This window comes from Qipengyuania psychrotolerans (assembly GCF_019711355.1).
Lineage (GTDB): Bacteria > Pseudomonadota > Alphaproteobacteria > Sphingomonadales > Sphingomonadaceae > Qipengyuania > Qipengyuania psychrotolerans.
In genome coordinates this window covers 1,911,117-1,932,421 of sequence record NZ_CP081297.1, presented here as the reverse complement: position 1 = coordinate 1,932,421, position 21,305 = coordinate 1,911,117, and the positions used below count along the sequence as shown (strand labels likewise).

General features: G+C 61.3%; 19 protein-coding genes. 11 read left to right on the top strand and 8 right to left on the bottom strand.

Annotation, left to right across the window (positions count from 1 at the left end; translation table 11 throughout):
- Positions 1–147 precede the first annotated feature (147 nt).
- The 5 genes from rpsU to K3166_RS09445 all read left to right on the top strand — a co-directional run bounded on the left by rpsU (position 148) and on the right by K3166_RS09445 (position 3,070).
- Entirely contained in the window at positions 148–354 is a 207-nt protein-coding gene (gene rpsU / locus K3166_RS09465; RefSeq protein WP_006834591.1) for a 30S ribosomal protein S21, read from the top strand.
- A gap of 81 nt (positions 355–435) precedes the next feature.
- On the top strand, positions 436–1,011 hold the full coding sequence (locus K3166_RS09460; protein WP_221422012.1) for an FKBP-type peptidyl-prolyl cis-trans isomerase: 576 nt from the start codon (positions 436–438) through the stop codon (positions 1,009–1,011).
- A gap of 49 nt (positions 1,012–1,060) precedes the next feature.
- Positions 1,061–1,363: an Asp-tRNA(Asn)/Glu-tRNA(Gln) amidotransferase subunit GatC gene (gatC, locus tag K3166_RS09455; RefSeq protein WP_221422011.1), complete on the top strand. Its 303-nt coding sequence runs from the start codon at positions 1,061–1,063 to the stop codon at positions 1,361–1,363.
- On the top strand, positions 1,363–2,844 hold the full coding sequence (gene gatA / locus K3166_RS09450) for an Asp-tRNA(Asn)/Glu-tRNA(Gln) amidotransferase subunit GatA (RefSeq protein WP_221422010.1): 1,482 nt from the start codon (positions 1,363–1,365) through the stop codon (positions 2,842–2,844). Before gatC ends, gatA begins: the two co-directional genes overlap by 1 nt.
- 13 nt (positions 2,845–2,857) lie before the next feature.
- Complete coding sequence (locus K3166_RS09445) at positions 2,858–3,070, top strand: hypothetical protein (protein ID WP_221422009.1); 213 nt, start codon at positions 2,858–2,860, stop codon at positions 3,068–3,070.
- A gap of 5 nt (positions 3,071–3,075) precedes the next feature.
- Here K3166_RS09445 and K3166_RS09440 read toward each other — a convergent pair whose 3' ends face one another.
- A complete protein-coding gene (locus K3166_RS09440; RefSeq protein ID WP_221422008.1) occupies positions 3,076–3,861 on the bottom strand; it encodes a class I SAM-dependent methyltransferase in 786 nt (261 codons plus the stop codon).
- A gap of 63 nt (positions 3,862–3,924) precedes the next feature.
- On the opposite strand from K3166_RS09440, the gene gatB reads away from it, so the two are divergent.
- The 4 genes from gatB (at position 3,925) to K3166_RS09420 (ending at position 8,511) form a co-directional block, all read left to right on the top strand.
- Positions 3,925–5,427, top strand: a complete 1,503-nt coding sequence (gene gatB / locus K3166_RS09435) for an Asp-tRNA(Asn)/Glu-tRNA(Gln) amidotransferase subunit GatB (RefSeq protein WP_221422007.1) — start codon at positions 3,925–3,927, stop codon at positions 5,425–5,427.
- 7 nt (positions 5,428–5,434) lie between these two features.
- Positions 5,435–5,893: a tRNA (cytidine(34)-2'-O)-methyltransferase gene (locus tag K3166_RS09430; protein ID WP_221422006.1), complete on the top strand. Its 459-nt coding sequence runs from the start codon at positions 5,435–5,437 to the stop codon at positions 5,891–5,893.
- A 129-nt stretch (positions 5,894–6,022) separates the two neighbouring features.
- Positions 6,023–8,185: a S46 family peptidase gene (locus K3166_RS09425; RefSeq protein ID WP_221422005.1), complete on the top strand. Its 2,163-nt coding sequence runs from the start codon at positions 6,023–6,025 to the stop codon at positions 8,183–8,185.
- Positions 8,186–8,274: 89 nt separating this feature from the next.
- Positions 8,275–8,511, top strand: coding sequence for a hypothetical protein (locus tag K3166_RS09420; protein WP_221422004.1), 237 nt, complete (start codon positions 8,275–8,277; stop codon positions 8,509–8,511).
- A gap of 6 nt (positions 8,512–8,517) precedes the next feature.
- Here the strand turns inward: K3166_RS09420 and K3166_RS09415 are convergent, their stop codons facing one another.
- The 7 genes from K3166_RS09415 to K3166_RS09385 form a co-directional block, all read right to left on the bottom strand.
- Entirely contained in the window at positions 8,518–9,078 is a 561-nt protein-coding gene (locus tag K3166_RS09415; RefSeq protein WP_221422003.1) for a hypothetical protein, read from the bottom strand.
- Between the two features lie 7 nt (positions 9,079–9,085).
- Entirely contained in the window at positions 9,086–9,577 is a 492-nt protein-coding gene (locus K3166_RS09410; RefSeq protein ID WP_247714596.1) for a hypothetical protein, read from the bottom strand.
- A 24-nt stretch (positions 9,578–9,601) separates the two neighbouring features.
- The gene (locus K3166_RS09405) at positions 9,602–10,216 is read right to left on the bottom strand and encodes a hypothetical protein (RefSeq protein ID WP_221422002.1); all 615 of its coding nucleotides are present in this window, start codon (positions 10,214–10,216) and stop codon (positions 9,602–9,604) included.
- A gap of 16 nt (positions 10,217–10,232) precedes the next feature.
- Entirely contained in the window at positions 10,233–11,018 is a 786-nt protein-coding gene (locus K3166_RS09400) for a hypothetical protein (RefSeq protein ID WP_221422001.1), read from the bottom strand.
- A gap of 206 nt (positions 11,019–11,224) precedes the next feature.
- The gene (locus K3166_RS09395; protein ID WP_221422000.1) at positions 11,225–11,530 is read right to left on the bottom strand and encodes a hypothetical protein; all 306 of its coding nucleotides are present in this window, start codon (positions 11,528–11,530) and stop codon (positions 11,225–11,227) included.
- 88 nt (positions 11,531–11,618) lie between these two features.
- Positions 11,619–14,525 (bottom strand): M16 family metallopeptidase, encoded by a 2,907-nt coding sequence (locus tag K3166_RS09390; RefSeq protein ID WP_221421999.1) that lies wholly within the window; start codon positions 14,523–14,525, stop codon positions 11,619–11,621.
- 40 nt (positions 14,526–14,565) lie between these two features.
- Positions 14,566–16,761 (bottom strand): acylase, encoded by a 2,196-nt coding sequence (locus K3166_RS09385; protein ID WP_221421998.1) that lies wholly within the window; start codon positions 16,759–16,761, stop codon positions 14,566–14,568.
- Positions 16,762–16,881: 120 nt separating this feature from the next.
- Between K3166_RS09385 and K3166_RS09380 the strand changes: the two genes are divergently transcribed.
- Both K3166_RS09380 and clpB read left to right on the top strand, forming a co-directional pair.
- A complete protein-coding gene (locus K3166_RS09380; protein ID WP_221421997.1) occupies positions 16,882–18,330 on the top strand; it encodes a helicase HerA domain-containing protein in 1,449 nt (482 codons plus the stop codon).
- Between the two features lie 136 nt (positions 18,331–18,466).
- Entirely contained in the window at positions 18,467–21,043 is a 2,577-nt protein-coding gene (gene clpB, locus K3166_RS09375; protein WP_221421996.1) for an ATP-dependent chaperone ClpB, read from the top strand.
- The last annotated feature ends 262 nt before the right edge of the window (positions 21,044–21,305 follow it).

The window sequence follows — 21,305 nt, the reverse complement described above, 5'->3', positions numbered from 1 at the left end:
TTTATGCCCCGAATCCGTATGTGGCCGCCATTCGAGCCGGTCCGGAACGGATTCGGCGCGCTTTTCGTTTATAGAGCGAAACCCTATTCAAGGAGGCATACCCCGCTAAAGGCGGGCTCTGGCCCGTAAGTCGAGGTATTGAATTTTATGCAGATCATGGTTCGCGATAACAATGTCGACCAGGCCCTCCGCGCGCTCAAGAAGAAGCTGCAGCGTGAAGGTGTCTATCGCGAAATGAAGCTGCGCCGCCACTACGAAAAGCCCAGCGAAAAGCGCGCCCGTGAAAAGGCAGCTGCGGTTCGCCGTGCTCGTAAGCTCGAGCGTAAGCGTATGGAGCGTGACGGGATCAAGTAATCCCGTCTTGCGACCTACGACAAGCTAAGCCATGAGGGCGCGGAGAAATCCGCGCCCTTTGCGTATCAGGACACTACTTTCATGACCGAGATCACCCGCGTACCGCTCCAGCCCATTGCCAAGGGCTCGCTCACCAAGCTTTGGCTCGGTGTGCTCGTCGCCATTTTGCTGGGCGCCGGCCTCGCATGGGCCGCTGTTCCCAAGGGTGTCGATGTCGATACCCTGACCGAAGGTGTCGGCCCCACGGCGAAGATGGGTGATGTAGTGTTCGCGAAATATGTCGGTTCGCTGCCGGACGGCACGGAATTCGACCGTTCGCAGCCGAGCCCGTTCCCGCCCGAAGTCTTCCCTGAAGGCACACCGTTCCCGCTTGAGGAGGAAAGCGGCCTGATCGCCGGTTTCGTCGAGGGGCTGCTGCAGACCAGGCAGGGCGGCAAGTACCGAATCGAAATTCCCGCCGACAAGGCTTATGGCGCAGCGCCCCCTCCCGGGTCGCCGATTCCAGCGAACAGCGACCTCGTGTTCGATATCGAAGTGATGGAAATCATGTCGCTTGAAGAAGCCCAGCAACGCTTCATGCAGTTGCAGGCGCAAATGGGCGCGCAAGGCGGGCAGGGTGCGCCCCAGCCAGCTCCGCAGGCGCCTCCTGGCGAATAAGGCGCAAAGGCTGCTTGAAGCGCGCGCGTCACACGGCTAACGCGCGCCCATGTCAGTTACCCGAGAAGAAGTGGCGAAAATCGCCTCGCTGGCCCGCATCCGTATGGCGGATGCGGAGCTTGACCGCATGGTGCCCGAACTCAACAATATCCTCGATTGGGTAGAGCAGTTGGGCGAAGTCGACACGTCCGGTGTCGAGCCGATGACCGCGGTCATCCCCAACACCTTGCGCCTGCGTGACGATGTGGTCGATGCGATCCCCGAAACTTCGGGCGGGCGGCGCGACGATATTCTGGCCAATGCGCCCGCAGCCGAACACGGTTTCTTCGGCGTGCCCAAGGTGATCGAATAATGAGCGACCTTACTCAGCTTGGCGTGAAGCAGATCCGCGACGGCGTGGCCGGCGGTGATTTCACCGCGCGCGAAGTAGCCGAAAGCTTCAACGCTGCCGTCGCCGGTGCCGCCGAACTTAACGCGTTCATCGTCACTACGCCTGACCATGCGCTCGCCGCTGCCGATGCCGCCGATGCGAAGCGCGCCAAGGGCGAAGATCTTGGCAAGATGGGCGGCGTGCCGATCGGCATGAAGGACCTGTTCGCCACCCACGGCGTGCAGACCACCGCCGCCAGCCACATCCTCGAAGGGTTCAAGCCGCAGTACGAAAGCACTGTCTCGCAGAAGCTGTGGGATGCAGGCGCAGGCATGCTGGGCAAGCTCAACCTCGACCAGTTCGCGATGGGCAGCTCCAACGAGACCAGCTATTTCGGGAATGTATCCTCGCCGTGGAAGAAAGACGGCACCAATGCCGCGATGAGCCCTGGTGGCTCGTCGGGCGGTTCCTCCACCGCCGTGGCAGCGCGAATTGCGCCCGCCGCGACCGGCACCGATACCGGCGGCTCGATCCGTCAGCCCGCCGCGTTCACCGGCATTTGCGGCATCAAGCCGACCTATGGCCGTTGCAGCCGCTGGGGCGTTGTCGCCTTTGCCAGTTCGCTTGACCAGGCAGGCCCGATGGCGCGTTCGGTCGAAGACTGCGCAATCATGCTCGAAGCGATGGCCGGTTTCGATCCGAAGGATGCCACCAGCCTCCAGATGGACGTGCCCAATTGGGAGGCTGCTTTGTCAGCGGACCTGAAGGGCAAGAAGGTCGGCATCCCGCGCGAATACCGCATGGACGGGACCGACGAGGAAATTCTCAAGTCCTGGGAGCAGGGCAAGGAATGGCTGCGCGATGCAGGCGCCGAGATCGTCGATATCTCGCTGCCGCACACCAAATACGCGCTGCCCGCCTATTACATCATCGCCCCCGCCGAAGCCTCGTCCAACCTCGCGCGCTATGACGGTGTGCGGTATGGCTTGCGCGAACTCCCTGAAGGAGCCGGCTTGCAGGACATGTATGCCGCCACCCGCGCCGCCGGCTTCGGCGATGAGGTGAAGCGCCGTGTGCTGATCGGCACCTATGTGCTTTCGGCCGGTTTCTACGACGCCTACTACACGCAGGCGCAGAAGATCCGGGCGCTGGTCGCACAGGATTTCGACAAGGCATTCGGCGAATGCGACGTTATCCTTGCGCCGACGACGCCAACCGCCAGTTTCCCGCTCGGCTCGCTTAACGAAGATCCGCTGACGATGTACCTGAACGATGTGTTCGCGGTGCCCGCCAGCCTGGCAGGCCTGCCAGCGATGAGCGTTCCGGCCACCGTCAATTCCGATGGGCTGCCGCTCGGCTTGCAGCTGATCGGCAAGGCTTTCGATGAGCAGGGCGTGCTGAACGCGGGTCTCGCCATCCAGCAGCGCGCGCAGTTCGGCGCCCAGCCCGACAAGTGGTGGTGATCAGCGCTTGGTCGTGGTGATAATCGTCCTGGCCGTTCTGGCGGTCGGTTTCCTCGCGGTCTGGATTTCCCGGAACGTCGAACATGGGGAGGCGAGGTTCTGCCCCGACGGTCCCCTTGCTTCTTTCGAGGAAGAAGAACGCCCTGCGCTTCGGGTGAGCATTCGCTCGCAGCGTAGCGAGGGTCCGGAAGCCATCAACTCCGCCGACGACCAAACAGGCGGCTGATCGGCTTACTTTACGAGGCGGCTCACCAGGCCGGTTGGCAGGACCATCTTGGCCAGGCGCCTTGCGGATGGTCCCGCTGGCATCTGCGCATGAGCAGCCAGCAAGTCCGGGTGGACCATGTCCATCGTCTCCAGACGGTCGATGCGGGGAACACCGCGCGCTGCCAGCTTGGCCTCCAGGGCATTGTGCTTTCTGACATAGAGGAAGGTGTTCTGCTGATACCAGTATGGCACCTCTGCACTGCCCCAAAGGGCCGGGCGGAACAGATCCCAGGCCGAATATTCCTGTGCCGCGAAGTCTCGGGCCCAATCCGATTGCGGGCGCAGGTTGACGTGCTGTGTGCCGCTCTGATGCGGGATCGCTGCACCGAATATCAACACGTCGGCTGCCGCGCATAAAAGGTTCACGAGGCCTGCTGACGTTTCGGGCGGCAGGTGCTCTGCGACTTCGAGCGACATGGACAGATCGAACCGCTCTCCATGCCAGGTCTCCCGGCTCAGTTTTTCAAGATCGCTGGGCCTGAACTCGATTGCCGAATCGATCATTGCGCCGTCGTTCCAAGCACCGTCGAGCCCCACCAGCTTCTGTGCGCCAGCCTCGCCAAAGGCCTTGAGCCAGGCGCCGCGGCCGCAGCCGACGTCGAGGATGGATGCCGGTTTCAATACCTCGGCCAGACGCTTTGCATAGACACGCGCGGCCACCAGCGATTCTTCCACCTGCGCGGCGTAGAAGCTGTCGTCATAGGGAGAGGGCTGGGTGTTTGGCATGATCAGGCCTTCGACCCGTACCATTGAAGAGAAAAGGCGCAAGAGACCCCTGTTCATCAGCCACACAAGGCGATAATGCCGCGCGCCATGAGCAACTACCGTATCCAGGGCGCGACCGGCGAATGGGAGGTCGTAATCGGCCTCGAAGTCCATGCACAGGTCACTTCGAACGCAAAACTGTTTTCAGGCGCAAGCACGTCCTTCGGTGCAGAACCGAATACGCAGGTCAGCCTTGTCGATGCGGCGATGCCGGGCATGCTGCCTGTGCCGAACCGCGAATGCATCCGGCAGGCGGTTCGCACCGGCATGGCGATCGAAGCGCAGATCAACAAATACAGCCGGTTCGACCGGAAGAACTACTTCTACGCCGATTTGCCGCAGGGCTATCAGATCAGCCAGCTCTACCACCCGATCGTGGGCGAAGGGCAGCTGCTGATCGAGGCAGACGAGAAGGCCGGCATTCCCGAAGACAAGATCATTGGCATCGAACGAATCCACGTCGAACAGGACGCGGGCAAGCTGATGCACGACCAGCATCCCACGATGTCCTATGTCGATTTGAACCGTGTGGGCATTGCGCTGATGGAAATCGTGTCCATGCCGGACATGACCTCGCCCGCCGAAGCCGGGGCCTATGTGCGCAAACTGCGCTCGATCCTGCGTTATGTCGGATCGTGCGACGGCAATATGGAACAGGGTTCCATGCGCGCCGACGTCAATGTTTCGGTGCGCAAGGTGGGCGATACCGAACTGGGCACACGCACTGAAACCAAGAACGTGAACTCGGTCCGCTTCGTGATGGCCGTTATCGAGCAGGAAGCGCGCCGCCAGGTCGACCTGATCGAGGATGGTGGAGCGGTCGTGCAGGAAACGCGGCTCTACGATCCCGACCGCAACGAAACGCGGTCCATGCGCAGCAAGGAAGATGCGCATGATTATCGCTATTTCCCCGATCCGGACCTGCTGCCGCTGGAACTGGAAGACAGTTTCCTCGACGAATGCCGCGCCAGCCTGCCCGAATTGCCCGATGCCAAGCGCACGCGCTACGAGAACGAGCTGGGCCTCACGCCTTACAATGCGCGCGAACTGACCGCGGAAGTCGAAACCTTCGGGCGGTTTGAAACGCTGCTGGCAGAGACGGCCACTCAAGTCGGCAAACCCGAAGCCGATGTTGCAACGCAGGTTGCCAACTGGGCGCTTTCGGTCGCTCCCGGCGTCATGAAGTCACTCGGCGACGAAGCCGATCCGGCAAATGCCACCGCACAGGCGCAGGCCAAGATCCTCGCCATGCAGGGCAAGGGCGAGATTTCCGGCGGCCAGGCCAAGGAAATCTACGAAATCGTGCTGCGCGATGGCGGCGATCCGGAAAAGATTGCCGATGAAAAGGGCCTCAAGCAGGTCAGCGACACGGGTGCCATCGAAACCGCAATCGACGCGATCATCGCGGCGAATAGCGACAAGGTCGAGGAATACCGCGGCGGCAAGGACAAGCTGTTCGGCTTCTTCGTGGGACAGACCATGAAGGCGATGCAGGGCAAGGCGAACCCGGCGGTGGTCAACCAGATTTTGAAGGACAAGCTGGACGGATAACAGGGCGATGACCTCTATCGTCCTGGTCCATCCGGAAATCCCGGGAAATACGGGCGCAGTGGGGCGCACCTGCGTCGCGCTCGACCTTGAACTGATCCTGATCCATCCGCTTGGTTTCGACCTGTCGGACAAGAGGGTGAAGCGCTCCGGCCTCGACTATTGGCAGCACATCCGGCTCGCTGAATTTGCCAGCTGGGAGGCGTTCCTCGAAGCACGCGTTCCGCGCGGTGACCAGATGTTCCTGTTCGAGGAATATGCCAAGTCCAGCTTCTATGAACCAGATTACCCGCCTGACGCATATCTTGTGTTCGGGCGAGAGACCAAGGGCCTGCCTGCCGCCATTGTGGAAGCGCACGAGGCGCAATTGGTCGCCTTGCCGATGCGGTCGGACAAGGTCCGTTCGCTAAACCTCGCAAATACCGTCGCTGCGGCGGCCTATCAGGCACTGCGCGGCCACCTGTCCTGACCGCCAACCGGCGTTTGTCGGGAAGATATGTCGCTGACCGAGCGCGCGCTTGCGTGCTGCGGTCTCAGCCCCTAGCCCGCTGACGTTGGTGCGCCCGGTCGCGCGCACACGGAAGAGGACTGAAAATCAATGCGTAAGACTCCTGTAGTCGCCGCTTTGCTGGCCTGCGTCGCAACTGCGCCGCTCGCCGCGAAGGAGGGGATGTTTACCCCGGGCCAGCTGCCCGCCATCGCCGAAGACCTGAAGGAAACGGGTCTCGAAATCGATCCTGAAGCACTGACCGATCTGACCGGGTTCCCGATGGGCGCCATCGTGTCGCTCGGCGGATGTTCGGCAAGCTTCGTGTCGCCGGCAGGTCTGGTTGTCACCAACCATCACTGTGCTCGCGGTTCGGTGCAGTTCAACTCGACTGCGGAAAACAACTATCTGGAAAATGGCTTCCTCGCGCAGGCCAAGGGCGATGAACTGCCCGCAGCACCCGGATCGCGCATCTATGTGACGACCGAGATTACCGACGTGACCGAGCGGATGCGCAGCGGCGTCGATACAATGTCGCCGACCGAACGTTACGACACGCTCGAGCAGCGCATGAAAGATATCACTGCGGAATGCGAAGAAGAGGCGGGCTTCCGCTGTCAGGTCGCCAGCTTCTATGGCGGCGCCGAATACACGCTGATCAAGCGCCTCGAAGTGCGCGATGTGCGTCTTGTCTATGCTCCGGCAGATTCGATCGGCAAATATGGCGGCGATATCGATAACTGGATGTGGCCGCGCCACACCGGCGATTTCGCGTTTTACCGCGCCTATGTCGCCCCCGATGGGTCGGCAGCCGACTTTGCCGCTGAAAACGTGCCCTACGCGCCCGACCATCACCTTAAGGTGAGCGCCGCCGGTCTCGACGATGGCGATTTCGTCATGGCGGCAGGGTATCCGGGTTCCACGCAGCGCTATGCGACGCTGGCAGAAGTGGAGAACACCTTCTCGTGGTCCTACCCGACTTACGTCAAGCTGGTGAACGAATGGATCGACACCGTCGAGGAAGCGGCGCCTGAAGGTTCGGATGCCCGCGTGAAGTATGAATCGCTGCTAGCCGGACTGAACAACTTCGAGAAGAACACGCGCGGCCAGCTTGAAGGCGCCCGCCGCGTTGGCCTCGTAGATCGTCGCCGCGAACGTGAACAAGCGCTCGGCGTGTGGATCGCCGCTGATAAGGACCGGGCCGGTTACGGTGAAGCCATCGCCGGGCTCCAGGCATTGTCCGAGGAAAGTGCCGAGGCAGACCGCAAGGCATTCTGGTACAATTTCGCAACGCGTCCGACATTGCTGTCGACCGCCCAGCGCCTGTACCGCCTCTCGCACGAACGCCAGAAGCCCAACGCCCAGCGCGAACCCGGTTACCAGGACCGCGACATGACGTTCTTCCGTCAGGGGATGCAGGCTATCGATCGCCGCTACGAGGCATCGGTCGACAAGGCGCAGTGGCTGCTGTTCCTCGATACCTACCTGAAGGAACCCGCCGGGAACCGCGTTGCCGTATTCGATAATGCGCTCGGGCTGAACGCCAACCTTGGTGCGGACGCTTTGTCAGCCAAGCTGGACGGCTATTATGCCGGCACCACGCTTGATGATGTCGACACGCGTCTGGCGCTGATGGAAGCAACGCCCGAGCAACTCGAAGCGAGCGACGATCCGTTCATGCAGCTGGCGGTTGCGCTCTACGAATACGAGCGCGGACTTGAAGCGGAAGGCGAAGAGCGGGCTGGCCGTGCCCAGGCGCTGCGTCCCGCTTATATGCAGGCGATCATGCAGTGGCAGCAGTCGCAGGGTATGCTGACCTATCCCGATGCCAATTCCACGCTACGCGTGACCTATGGCAAGGTGATGGGCGGTTCGCCCAAGGACGGGATGGCGTACCTGCCGTTCACGACACTGGAAGGTATCCTTGAAAAGGACACCGGCGAAGATCCGTTCAATGCTCCTGCTAAGCAGCTGCAGCAGATCCGTGAAAAAGACTACGGCTCATACGCGCTCGACAGCATCGGCTCGGTTCCGGTCAACTTCCTGACCGATCTCGACAGCACCGGCGGCAACAGCGGCTCGGCGACGCTCAACGCGCGCGCTGAGCTGGTCGGCCTGCTGTTCGATGGCACGTTCGAAAGCGTCAATTCGGACTGGGATTTCGATCCGCGCACGACCCGCACGATCCATGTCGACACCCGTTACATGCTGTGGGTGATGGACAAGGTTGATGGCGCAAATGGCCTGATCGAAGAAATGGATATCGTCGACTGACACTTGTCCATCAAGACCAACAAGAAGGGCCGCCGGTAACGATCCGGCGGCCCTTTGCGTTTCGCCCGCTACGCTGTAGCCTGCCCTGCATGAAGTGGGTTTTCATCATTTTCATGGCGCTTTACGCCGCAGCGCTCTTCCTGCTTGCTGTCGGCACTTTCGGCTGGTTCGGGCAGGAGCAGGACCCGCTCTCCGGCGTGTTCCTGATGCCATTGGGCCTGCCGTGGAACATCCTGGCGGATAGGATGGGTCTTGCGGGACCGGGGGCCGTAATCCTTGCTCCAGCGATCAATGCCAGCATCCTCTACTGGCTCTGGAAGCGCTGATCCGGTTCAGTTAGCGGCGGCAGGTTCGATCCGGCTGACCGGTGCAGACTTGCCCAAGGTCTGCATGTGTTGGTCCGCTTCTCGCAACACTCCCATGAAGGCGACATAGTCATCGTCGAAGCACCCTGAATTCCACGCGATTTCCGTAGTCGTGGCGCCTTTGGTCAGGCGTAGCGTCCCATATGCTGCATCGGTCATGAAATTCGAGCAGTCCTGATGATCGGGCGCAGGGTCGGGGAGCTTGCCGAGTATGGCTTCAAGCTGCGCATAATTCGCAACTTCGGGCTCGATCTCATGCCATTCCTGCGCGGCTGGCATGGCAGGCGACTGGCCCGCTTCGGCGACTGCTACGGTCCAGCTTCCCCCGCCATTGGGAAGAATGCGCCATGACGATCTTGTTCCGCCCCAGCTTTTCACCTCGAATTCGACAAAATCCCAAGCAGGTGCGGCGGGCGTGTCTTGGGCCGCGATGTCGCCGGGGAGGGCGGTCAGGGCGACCGCAGCCAGGCAAGGAAAAACCTTGAGCATGGCAGCGCTCACACGAGCCGGAGCCAGATAGGCTTGCATTACAGGATCATCCACCGGTTATGAGAGCATCGACCAGAACATAGGTTTCCGGCCCGAACTTGATCGTCACCCGGTCGCCATCGCGGCTGGAAGTGAAATCCCAGCCCGCCGAGCCGTCAGCCTGGGCGCTGTCCGCGCCATAGGGTTCGGTGCCATTGAAGAAAATGGCACGCTTGGTTCCATCCGGTTTGGTTACTTCGACGAGATGCGTGCCGTCCTCGCCCCAGTTCCGTTTGACGCCGGCCTCGCAGCTCTGGGTCGGCGGGGCGTTGTCGAATCCGCAATTAAGGATGGTCGTTGCGTTGTAGTCGGTCCCGGCGACCTTGGCGTCGCCTTCGCCGTAAGCGGGAGTATCCGCATCTCCGGTTTGCGCGGTGGAGGCCGCGTCATCCTCCACGTCACCGACCGTCTCGGCGGGTTCCATCTCGTCGGTTGCCGCGCCATCGCCGCACGCCGTGAGGGTCAGGACAAGGGCGGAAGTGATTATGGCAATCCTCATGCAGGATACTCCTTCTCAATCGTGTCAGAGCGCGCCTTCGCTCCCGGTATACATGACCTCTCCGATGGTACCGTCGCGATAGGCGAGGCAGCGCCAAGGTGCTTCCGCGCCTTGCACATTCACGTAGATCCCGATGGCCGCTTCGCTTTCCTCGATGCGGTTGGTCCCCAGGACGGGCGCTCCGACCGTGCTGGCCACCTTATCGGCGCAGCGCGTCTCGAGACTGTTCGCGCCGCGGATTGGAACCTGGGCGGGGTCTGCGGCTTGCGTGGAAGCCGCTACCGGCCCGTTTTCGCCCATCGCGTCGCCCATCCCAGCGTTGGCATCGCCCATCGGCATACTGACGAGGCGGACGCCATCAACATTGCCCACGATGTTGCCGCCGAGCGCCTCGGCCGAGGCTTCGCTTGGGCAGCCGACGAGCATGGCGCTGTCGTCAAGGTAGTTTGATGTCGCCGCGCTCTCGCCAAGGTTGCGGCACGGATCTCCCGCATTGGGATAGCCATCGCCGAATGGTGCGAGGCTTTCCGGGATCACGGCAAGCTCTTCAGCAGGTGCTGCTTGAGGCTCGGCCGAGTTTTCGCCGCAAGCGGCAAGGGCGAGCGCCGAAGCGCCCGCCACGATTACCTTGAGTTTCATCGCTCGTCCCCCTCGCTCAGCGGCAATTCGGATGCTGGCCGATGTCGCGGATGTCGTAGAACCGACCGTCGGCGATGGTCACCTGAACGCATTGGCGCGACTGGGGACGCCACTGGATCGAATAGCGGGTATTGCCGCTGGTGAAATTATCGACTTGGCGGAAGCCGCGGTTCTCAAGTTGGCTCATGCCACCTGCTGCGCGTGCGCCGTTCAAATCCTTGAACTGCGCTGTCTGGCGGTAACCGCCATGTCCCTGGTGGTGACTCAGATTGGCGTTGCGTTCCCTCACCCCAGCCTCATACCCGCTCGAATAGGCGTTCGAACGATCGTAATTATGGTAGGATGCGTTGTGGAGGCCGTCCTTGTAACCGCGCTCGTACTGGGCGTCGGCTTCGCGGTCGTCATGGTGCTTGTTGTCGTCGTGATGATGCGACTTGTGGCTAAGCAAGGCACCTAGGATTGCGGCGCCAGCAACAGCGGCAACGGCTGCTCCGGCATCGCCCTTGTGATGGCCGCAGTCCTGATCGCTCGCATCGGTTATGCTTTCGACCCTGCCGTCGTAGACTTCGACATTGACGCATTTGTCATCGGCCTCGTCCCACCAGTAACTGTAGACGTAGCCCATCTCGTTCTTGTGGGTGGAGATATGCGCGAAGCCGCGTTCGCGCAGCTGGGTTTCGGCGTCGCGACCGTAAGACCCGTTGATATAGGTAAGCTCGCTGGCTTTCTCGGCCAGAACCGGAACTGCCGTCATGGCGGCCAGCGCGGTACCGGCGACGAAATGCTTCAGTCCAAAAGTCATGCAAATCTCCCCTAAGCCCCGCAATGGGAGCAAAATCGTTGATAGCGAATCGACCCGGACTTTTATTATCAGAACCAACGTACTGCCAATGATGGCGAAAAAGTGGCGCGCAGCCATTTGTGGCGAATGCCGATGCAGGCCTGCACGAAAAAGGGCCGCCGGAAGCGATCCGGCGGCCCTCGTTTTTTCAGGTCTGACCTGCGGGCTTAGCCCTGGCGTTGGCCAGTCAGCGCCATGTCACCGAATGCACCGGCGTTAACGGTACCGGTCAGCTGGTCGCCGTCGACGGTAGCCTTGCAGTTGAGCGTCATCGGCATGGGGACGGTCATGTCCATGGCCCAGGTCAGCTCGTTGCCGTTGATCTTGCCATCCTTGACGTCCATTCCGCCCATGCCGCCGGCCATCGAGCCGGTGAAGGTGTTGCCATCGTCACCAGGTACGACAGTGAAAGTGCCCTTCTGGTCACCCATGGGGCTTTTGACGACGGTTTCATAAGTACCGGCTACGGACATGCATATTCTCCTAAACGATTTGGACCGCTGATGCGGACCGGAAACAGTGGTGCAGACATCGGCATTACTTACACCGATGTCAACAAGCTCATTCTTGCGGTTCGATCACCTCGACCTTGAGGCCAAGGCTTTCCAGCTGCGGCTCAACAACTTCGGCATCGCCCACTACTACATAGACGATGTTACCCTCGTCGAGGTTCCGGCGAGCTTCGGCATCAAGCTCTGCTGCAGTGAGCTTGCTGAACAATTCAGCGCGGGTTTCGTAGTAATTGTCCGGACGGTTGAAGCGAACGATATTGACGAGTCCGCCGAGCACGTCGCCTGCAGTCTCGAACTGGCCGGGCAGCTCGCGCATGTTGGAATTGACGATCCGCTCAAGCTCGTTCGGCTGGACGCCGCGATTGTCGGTGAAGTCGGTAATCTCGCGGCGGATCTCGGCGATGGAATCACCGGTCCGGTCGGACTGTACCGGTGCGCGGACGCCGTAGTATACGCGGTCGAAAGCATTTCCGACGCCGCTGCCTGCACCGTAGGACCAGCCTTTTTCTTCGCGCAGGTTCATGTTGATCCGTGCGAGGAAACCACCGCCCAATGCCTCGTTCGAAGCAGACAGGAGCGTGATGTCCTGATCACGGCCGCGCACGTCGAGAACTTGTGCGCCGTAAATCACCGATTGCGGCGAGTTCGGACGGTTGACCAGGACGATGCGCTGATCGGGTGCCGGGATTGCAACGTCGTAATTCCGCTGCGGCTTGGCCGTTGCCGGAGCCTGCCAATCGCCGAAGCTCGCTTCGAGCAGCGCGGTGACTTCGGCCAGCGACGTGTCGCCGACCACGAAGATGCGGGCATTGTCAGGCCGCAGCCATTTGTCGTGGAACATGCGAAGATCATCGGCGGTAAGGCTTTCCAGCCGTGCACTGGAACCCAGACCGGAGGACGGAAGCCCGTACGGATGCGAACCGAATATCAGCTGGCGTGCCGTGCGGTCAGCGATCGAGTTGGGATCCTTCAACTCCGACGAAAGCGCGTTGAGAAGCTGTGACCGTTCACGCTCGATCACGTTTGCGCGCAGGCCGGGCTGGCGGATTGTCTCGGCCAGGAGTTCCAGCGAAGGTGCCAGGTTTGGCGCCAGTGCAGCCAGCGAGAAGTTCGTGAAATCCGCGTCGAAACCATTGTAGACCGAAGCACCCAGGCGCTCCTGAGCGATGGCGTATTCCGTTGAATCGAGGCGCTGCGTCCCTTCACCCATCGTGCTGAGCAGCAGTCGCTGGGTGCCGAGTGTGTCGGCATTCTCAGCCGCGCGGCCAGCATCGAATTCGACGCGTACCGAAACGGTCGGCACGGCATCGCGATGTGCGAAATACACCTGCATCCCATTCGAAAGCGTAGCGCGTTCGATATCGGGGAAGTCGAGGCCGGTCAGCGGCTCGAGCGGGGGCAGGGTATCGCGGTCGGCCTGCATGGTCGTGGCAATGCCCGACAGGTCGCAGCTTTCTTTGGCACAGTAATTTGCCTGCGCGATATCGGCCAGGGAATCCGGCCCCGTTATCGCTCCGCCGCGATTTTCGCCGCCTTCGGTGCGTTCGCCGGGGTTATAGACGAGATTGAAGACCGGACGAGAAAGCCACTTGCGTGCCAGCGCGCCGACCTGGTCGGGCGTTGCGGCGGCCATCTGGGAAAGCTGGCGTTCGACATAGCCGGCATCGTTCATGAACAGCTCGCCGGAGGCCAGCTGCGGAGCCTTGCCGCCGAAGCCGCCGACAGATTCGAGGCCGCGAATAACGCTAGCCATGGTGGAAACCTTGGCGCGCTCCAGTTCATCGGCCGTGGGACCGGTGGCGAGGAAGTCAGCGATCTGCGCGTCCAGCTTGGCTGCGACTTCTTCCGGATCGACACCCGGCTTCACATCCGCCTGGACGATGAAGACGCCTGCATCTTCCATGGTGAAGTTGAAGCTGCTCACCGAAACCGCGACAGGGTCTTCGCGCACGAGAGCGTTATCGAGGCGCGAGCTGGACAGGCCGCCCAGCACGGATGACGCCAAGTTCATCGGTACCGATTCCGCCGAGTTCGAACCGGGTACGGTCCACATACGGTAAAGGCGTGTGGTCGAGATTTGGTCGGTTACCGTCTTGGTCTTGGATTCTGCCAGGGTGGGAACGGTGATCGCCGGGTGATTGACCTCGGGTCCGCGGGCAATGTCGCCGAACCACTTCTCGACCTTTGCGCGGGCGGTGGCGGTATCGAGATCGCCGGCCAGCACGAGGACCGCATTGTTCGGACCATAGTGGTCTGTGAACCAGCTGCGGACATCGTCCATCGATGCTGCATCGAGATCGCCCATCGAGCCGATGGTCGAGTGATGGTAACGGTGCCCCTTGGGGAACAGGTTTTCGAAGATTTCGTAACGCAGCAGGCCGAAGGGGTTGTTGTCGCCCTGGCGCTTTTCATTCTGGACAACGCCGCGTTGGTTATCGAGCTTCTCCTGCGTCACCGCATCGAGCAGGTGCCCCATGCGGTCGCTTTCCAGCATCAGCACACGGTCCAGCGCGCCGGTGGGAACTGTCTGGAAATAATTCGTGCGGTCGGGATTGGTGGTGCCGTTGGTATCGGTACCGCCCATCTGCTGGATATATTCGAACCAGTCAGCCGGGGCATTTTCCGTGCCGTTGAACATAAGATGCTCGAACAGGTGGGCAAAGCCGGTCTTGCCCTTGGGTTCGTGCTTGGAGCCGACATCATACCACACGGAGACGCCGACCAGCGGGGCCTTGCGGTCTTCGTGCACGATGACAGTGAGCCCGTTGTCGAGCACGAATTTGTCATACGGCAGGTCGACTTCGGCAACCAGCTGCGAAAGCGGCGCAGGTTCAAACGCGGCGGCTTCGTCCGTGACTGCGGCATCTGCGATGGCCGCGTCCATCGGCGCTTCCGAATAGGTCGAGCAGGCCGAAACGGCGAGCGCGATAATGCTGGTGGAAATCAGGCGTTTCATAGTCTTGGTCCCCTAGAAAACAGGTAGTCGGCCTAGAAAATTATCGGCGGTTCGTCACCGTCTTTCGGCTGGTTGCATTGGCGAGCACATCTTCACGCCAGAAATGAACCGGCTTCAAGCGGTGCTGGACGAACAGCGTAGATTGATCGCTGTAGTGCGGCGAACGCGGCCGCGTGGTGGCCGCACCGAATGGCTGGATGGACTGGGACACGACGCGTTCGCCTGCATTCCATTCCACCCATTGGATGAAGCTGTCGCCGTGGCGCACTGACAGGCGGCCATCCTCGTCGACATCCCACAAGGTGGAAGCGCGCAGCGTGTCTGACCCACCGTCGAGCGGGAGGTCTACGTCACCTTGGCGCAGCCTGAGCAGTTCGCCCATGGGCGGGTCGATCCGCCCGAAATGCTGCATGAGGTGATCGACATGACCTCGCAATTCTTCCCGCACATCGGGGCGAGGCTTGTTCTGGTAGGACGAGGACATGAACTCGCGGATCATCAAAAGCGCAAGGCTGTCCGCGCGCCCGATATTGTCGGCGGTAAAGTCCCATTCCATGAGCAGGTCACGCGCCTTGGACAATTGCGCATCGTCCGAAAGGTCCAATGCTTCGAGGTCGTCCCACAGATCGCCGACATAGCCATCGCGGGCGTAGCCGGTATCGTATTTGATCGCTTCGAGTGTAGCGCGGTCGATGGTTTCCGCTTCGCTCATCAGTTTCCATGCCCGGCGCGAGCGGTTGGTCTGCTTGAGTTCGACGCCCAGTTCGGGTGCGAAGGCGTCCGGCGACAAGTCGCTGCCCGTGCCCGCCGCAGTATAAGGCGCATTGTTGGCATTGTAGATCCAGCCCGAGGCGGGGTTCACATATCGCGGCAGTTCCTCGTAATCGACCGGACCTTTCCAGACGAGCGCGCTGTCATTGCCGGGCAGAACCGCGCGCCAGTTCGGGCCTTCGGGGCGATCGGGAATGGCGGCATTGTAGACGTAGGCAATATTACCGGTCTTGTCCGCGTAGATGAAGTTGGTCGAGGGGATATCCATCCGCGCAAGGATGCTTTCCCATTCTTCCAGGGTGCTGGCCTTGTTGAGCCTGTAGTAAGCATCGAGCTGGCCCAGATTGTCGATGCCGCCATACCGGAAGGCAAAGGCACCGTTATCGTTCTTGATCACCGGTCCGTGGACGCTGCGATAGATATCACGGCTGATGGGAAGGACCAGCGGACCGAAGCGCACGGGAAGGGTGACGCTCTTCTTTTCCAGATCGCGCCACTCACCGTCGAGCATGTACCGCTCGCCGGTGTCGTCCAGTTCCAGTTCGTATACGTCGACCATGTCCGGAGTGTTGACGGTGTTCGTCCAGCCAAGATCGCGGTTGTGGCCAAGGAACGGGAAGGGCGAACCGGGGAAGTTGGCCCCGGCATAGTGCCAGCCTTCCTCGCTTTCGACGACCAGCTCGTACCAGGCGACGCCGCCGCGCCAGGGCTGGTGGGCGTTCGAAACCAATGTGGTGGGGCCGCCCGATTTGGCTGGCGAGACGGCGAAGGCGTTGGAGCCGTTCATTCCGCTGTCCTGGCCAAGCGGCGACATGGCGACGCGTTCGGCATCGTTACTGGCCTGAACAGGATCGACGGTGCGCGGGAAGCCGGGGATGTCCGGCCCGTATTCCGGGCGCAGGGCCTCGCCGGATACAAGCGGCTCGATCACGCTGTTGAGGCCGAAGAAAAACGGTTGGCGCAGGGAAAAACCTGCCGCCACATCCGTGCCCTCGACCGGGAAGAGATTGGCAAGCTTCAACTCGCCCGGGTTTGCAGCAGCATATTCGTTGAGGCCGGTTGCATAGGCTTCGAACAGCGCGCGGGTGTCTTCCGGCAGGTCGGGATATTGCCGCTCTGCCGTGCCGCGCGCATCGAGCAGGTGGTAGACGTAATCAACCGCCGCGCCGTCCTGTCCGGCAATCGCGCCATAACGGCCCTGCGCCATGGCGATGACATCCTGGAGGGTAGAGAAATCGTCTTCGGAATGCGCAATGGCGACGCCGTAAGCGACGTCGGCGTCGGTCTTGCCGTAAATATGCGGGACGCCAAATTCGTCACGGATGATTTCGGCGGTGTAAATTCGATCGGACTGCGCGACATTTTCGCGCTTTGCCCAGAAGGGTTCCCACGTTGCCAAGGCGATTCCCGCCACCAGCACGACAAGCAACAGGGCGAATCCAATACGCCCGACCCATTTGATCATGAAATTCAGTCCTCTCTCACCGGACGACCTAGCGTTGTGCGACGAGTGGAGCAACCGGTCTGGGCAAAACCTTGGTCCAGCTATTCCGCTTAGTGGATTCGGCTGTCTAGCCATGTGCGTGTGACAGCCAACATCACCATCGGCCATGAAACCTCCGGAAAGGAGGTGCTCTTCGACATCGAGGAGCTCCTTGCCACGCGCCTATTGGTGCAAGGCAATTCGGGCAGCGGTAAGTCGCACCTTCTGCGCCGCCTGCTCGAAGAAAGCGCAGGCCTGGTCCAGCAGGTGGTGATCGACCCGGAAGGCGACTTTCCCTCGCTGGCGGACGAATTTGGCCATGTGGTGATTGATGGCTCTGCCTATTCGCCAGCAGAGATCGAAGCGCTGGCCCGCCGCATCCGCGAACACCGGGCGAGCGTGGTGCTCGACCTCGACGGGCTGGAGGTCGAACAGCAGATCCGCTGCGCCGCCCAGTTCCTCACCGCGTTGTTCGATTCCCCGCGCGAGCATTGGTATCCCGTGCTCGTCGTGGTGGATGAAGCGCAGATGTTCGCGCCTGCAGTGGCGGGCGAAATCGCCGAAGACACGCGCCGCATGACCCTTTCGGCCATGACCAATCTTATGTGCCGCGGGCGCAAGCGTGGGCTGGCAGGCGTGGTGGCGACCCAGCGGCTGGCGAAGCTGGCCAAGAATGTCGCGGCAGAAGCGTCCAACTTCCTGATGGGCAGGACTTTCCTCGATATCGACATGATCCGTGCCGCTGATCTTCTCGGAATGGAACGCAGGTCCGCAGAGCGCATCCGCGAACTGGAGCGCGGGCATTTTCTCGCCCTCGGTCCTGCCATCACGCGGTTGCCGCTAGCGGTGAAGATCGGACCTGTGAAAACCGGCCTGAAAGCGCGCGCCGAAGGGCTGATGGCGATGCCGGAGACAGCGCCTGAGGACATGGCGGAACTGCTGACGAAAAACCTCGCCAGCGAGGCGCGCGAGGCCGTGCCTCCTCCGCCTGCGCCTCCTGCTCCGCGCGTGGACGAGATTGCGGAAACGATCGCTCGCGCCGAGGAGCGCCAGGTCGAAGCTCCTGCGGAGCGGGCCGACACCACCACGGTAGCATCGCGGATTGCGGAACTGATTACGGAATTGTCCGCGGAGGAAGGTATCGCTTTCCAGTCGTCCAGCGCGCAGTACCAGACATTCCTGACCCGCTGCCGCCGCGAACGATTGATCGGACCGATGCCCGATATGCAGGCGTTCCGCCGCCGGTTCGCCATTGCAGGTTCGGGCCTGGATACGCTGGATGAGGAATTGCAGAAGCGGATCATGCAGCTTGCCAGCGCGGTGGACGATGATCTTCTCGCACCCTTCCTCGTGATCGCCAAAGCCTCGCATACCGGGGAAACGCAGGTCGACGAAAGTGCACTGGCGCGGGCCTATGGCACCAGTTCGCCAGGCCGCATCCGCCGCCTGCTCGATCACCTGGAAAAGCAGGGCCTGATCGTGGTGCGAGAAGATTTCGGCGGCGACCGCACGGTAATGGTGCCCGGGCTCGAAAGTCAGGCAACAGGATAAATTACGTATTCCCCCTCGCCATTCGAGAACCTACCCCTATATTTGACTAACACACCTCCTGATTGTTGTGGGTGAGGGCTTGTGTTGTAATTGGGCAACACCATATGGGTGCGGCAATTCTTGATGAGGGCAAGCAATGAATCTCGAAAAATTCACTGACCGCGCGAAGGGTTTTCTCCAGGCCGCGCAGACCGTTGCGATCCGGATGAATCACCAGCGGATCACTTCGTCGCACCTGCTCAAGGCGCTGCTCGACGACGAGCAGGGCATGGCCGCACAGCTGATCCAGCGGGCCGGAGGAAATCCGGGTGTTGCGATTACCGAGGTCGACAATGCGTTGGCCAAGATCCCCGCAGTTTCGGGCGGCGGCGCGCAGCAAACTCCGGGTCTCGACAATGACGCGGTCCGCGCGCTCGACAAGGCAGAGCAGCTGGCAGAGAAAGCCGGCGACAGCTTCGTGCCCGTCCAGCGCGTGCTTCAGGCACTCGCGATGGCAGACAATGATGCCGGCAAGGCGCTCACATCGGCGGGCGTCGATGCCAAGTCTCTCGAGGCCGCGATCCAGGAAGTCACCGGCGGCCGCACGGCCGACAGTTCCGGCGCCGAAAACGCCTATGACGCGATGAAGAAGTATGCCCGCGACCTGACGCAGGCGGCACGCGACGGCAAGCTCGATCCGGTCATCGGACGCGACGAGGAAATTCGCCGTACCATCCAGATCCTGGCCCGCCGCACCAAGAACAATCCCGCCCTCATCGGCGAACCCGGCACCGGCAAGACCGCGATTGCCGAAGGTCTCGCCCTGCGCATTGCCAACGGCGATGTGCCTGACAGCCTCAAGGGCCGCACGCTCATGTCGCTCGACATGGGCTCCCTGATTGCCGGCGCGAAGTACCGCGGCGAGTTCGAAGAACGTCTCAAGGCCGTCCTCGACGAGGTGAAGGGCGCCGAAGGCCAGATCATCCTGTTTATCGACGAAATGCACACTCTGATTGGTGCTGGTGCCAGCGAAGGCAGCATGGATGCGTCCAATCTCCTCAAGCCTGCGCTCAGCCGCGGAGAGCTGCACTGCATCGGCGCAACCACGCTCGACGAATACCAGAAGTACGTCGAGAAAGACCCGGCGCTGCAACGCCGCTTCCAGTCGGTTTATATTGACGAGCCCAGCGTGGAGGACACGATTTCCATCCTGCGCGGCATCAAGGACAAGTACGAATTGCACCACGGCGTGCGCATCACTGATGGCGCGATTGTCGCCGCGGCGCAGCTGTCCAACCGGTATATCCAGAACCGCTTCCTGCCCGACAAGGCAATCGACCTGATGGACGAGGCAGCATCACGCATCCGCATGGAGGTGGAGAGCAAACCGGAAGAGATCGAAGGTCTCGACCGCCGGATCATCCAGCTGCGCATCGAAGAACAGGCCCTGCAGAAGGAAAGCGACACCGCGTCCAAGGACCGGCTCGAAACCTTGCGCAAGGAACTGGCCGAGCTCGAACAGCAATCGAGCGAGTTGACCACGCGCTGGCAGAACGAGCGCGACAAAATCCATGCCGAAGCACGGATCAAGGAAGAACTCGACCACGCCCGCCTTGAACTGGAGCAGGCGCAGCGCGCAGGCGACTTGGCAAAGGCTGGTGAGCTTTCCTACGGCAAGATACCCGAACTCGAGAAGAAACTCGCCGAAGCGACACCGCACACGGAAAATGCCCTGCTGAGGGAAGAGGTCACGGAAGACGACATCGCCGGTGTCGTCAGCCGCTGGACCGGTATCCCCGTCGACAAGATGATGGAGGGTGAGCGCGAAAAGCTGCTCGAGATGGAAAGCATCCTTTCGAAGCGGGTGATCGGCCAAAGTCAGGCCATCGATGCGGTTTCCAAGGCCGTGCGCCGCGCGCGTGCCGGGCTCCAGGATCCGGGCCGACCGCTCGGCAGCTTCCTGTTCCTCGGCCCCACCGGCGTCGGCAAGACGGAACTGACCAAGGCGCTCGCCGGGTTCCTGTTCGACGACGATACCGCAATGGTGCGCATCGACATGAGCGAATTCATGGAAAAGCACGCGGTCGCCCGTCTGATTGGCGCGCCTCCCGGCTATGTCGGCTATGAAGAAGGCGGCGTCTTGACCGAGGCTGTCCGGCGCAGGCCCTATCAGGTGGTGCTGTTTGACGAAGTCGAGAAAGCCCACAGCGATGTCTTCAACGTGCTGCTGCAAGTGCTCGACGATGGCCGTCTGACCGACGGGCAGGGCAGGGTCGTGGACTTCAGCAACACGCTGATCATCCTTACCTCCAACCTCGGCAGCCAGTACCTTGCCAGCATGACCGACGATCAGAAGGTGGAAGATGTCGAACCGCAGGTGATGGACGTGGTGCGCGGACATTTCCGTCCCGAATTCCTCAACCGGCTGGACGAGATCATCCTGTTCCACCGTCTGGGAATGGAACACATGGCACCGATCGTCGAAATCCAGGTGGCGCGGGTCCAGAAGCTGCTCAAGGACCGCAAGATCGTGATCGATCTCACGGAAGGCGCGAAGAAATGGCTCGGGCGTGTGGGCTATGACCCAGTCTACGGTGCGCGGCCGCTGAAGCGGGCAGTGCAGCGTTATGTTCAGGACCCGCTGGCTGACATGATCCTGCAAGGCAAGGTGCCCGATGGCTCCCACGTGAAGATCGACGAGGGCGACGGCGCTTTGGAAATGAAGGTCGAATAATGCTTTGCCGGGCGGCTCGGCCTTTGCCGTGCCGCCCGTCATCGGTTTGTCAAATACCAAGCGATTCGCCCGAATTCTCGTGAGCCAGAAAATCGGCGCCGGGCTTCGCGAAAGATAGTTCTAGATTTCACGCCCTCATTAACTGATAGTTACGCATAGGAATGCGCGGATCCCGCGCTGGTCCAGATTAATGTGGGATTTACGCAACAGACGCTCCAAAACCGCCAAACCGCTTTGACACTGCAGGACCGTTAACGCAGAA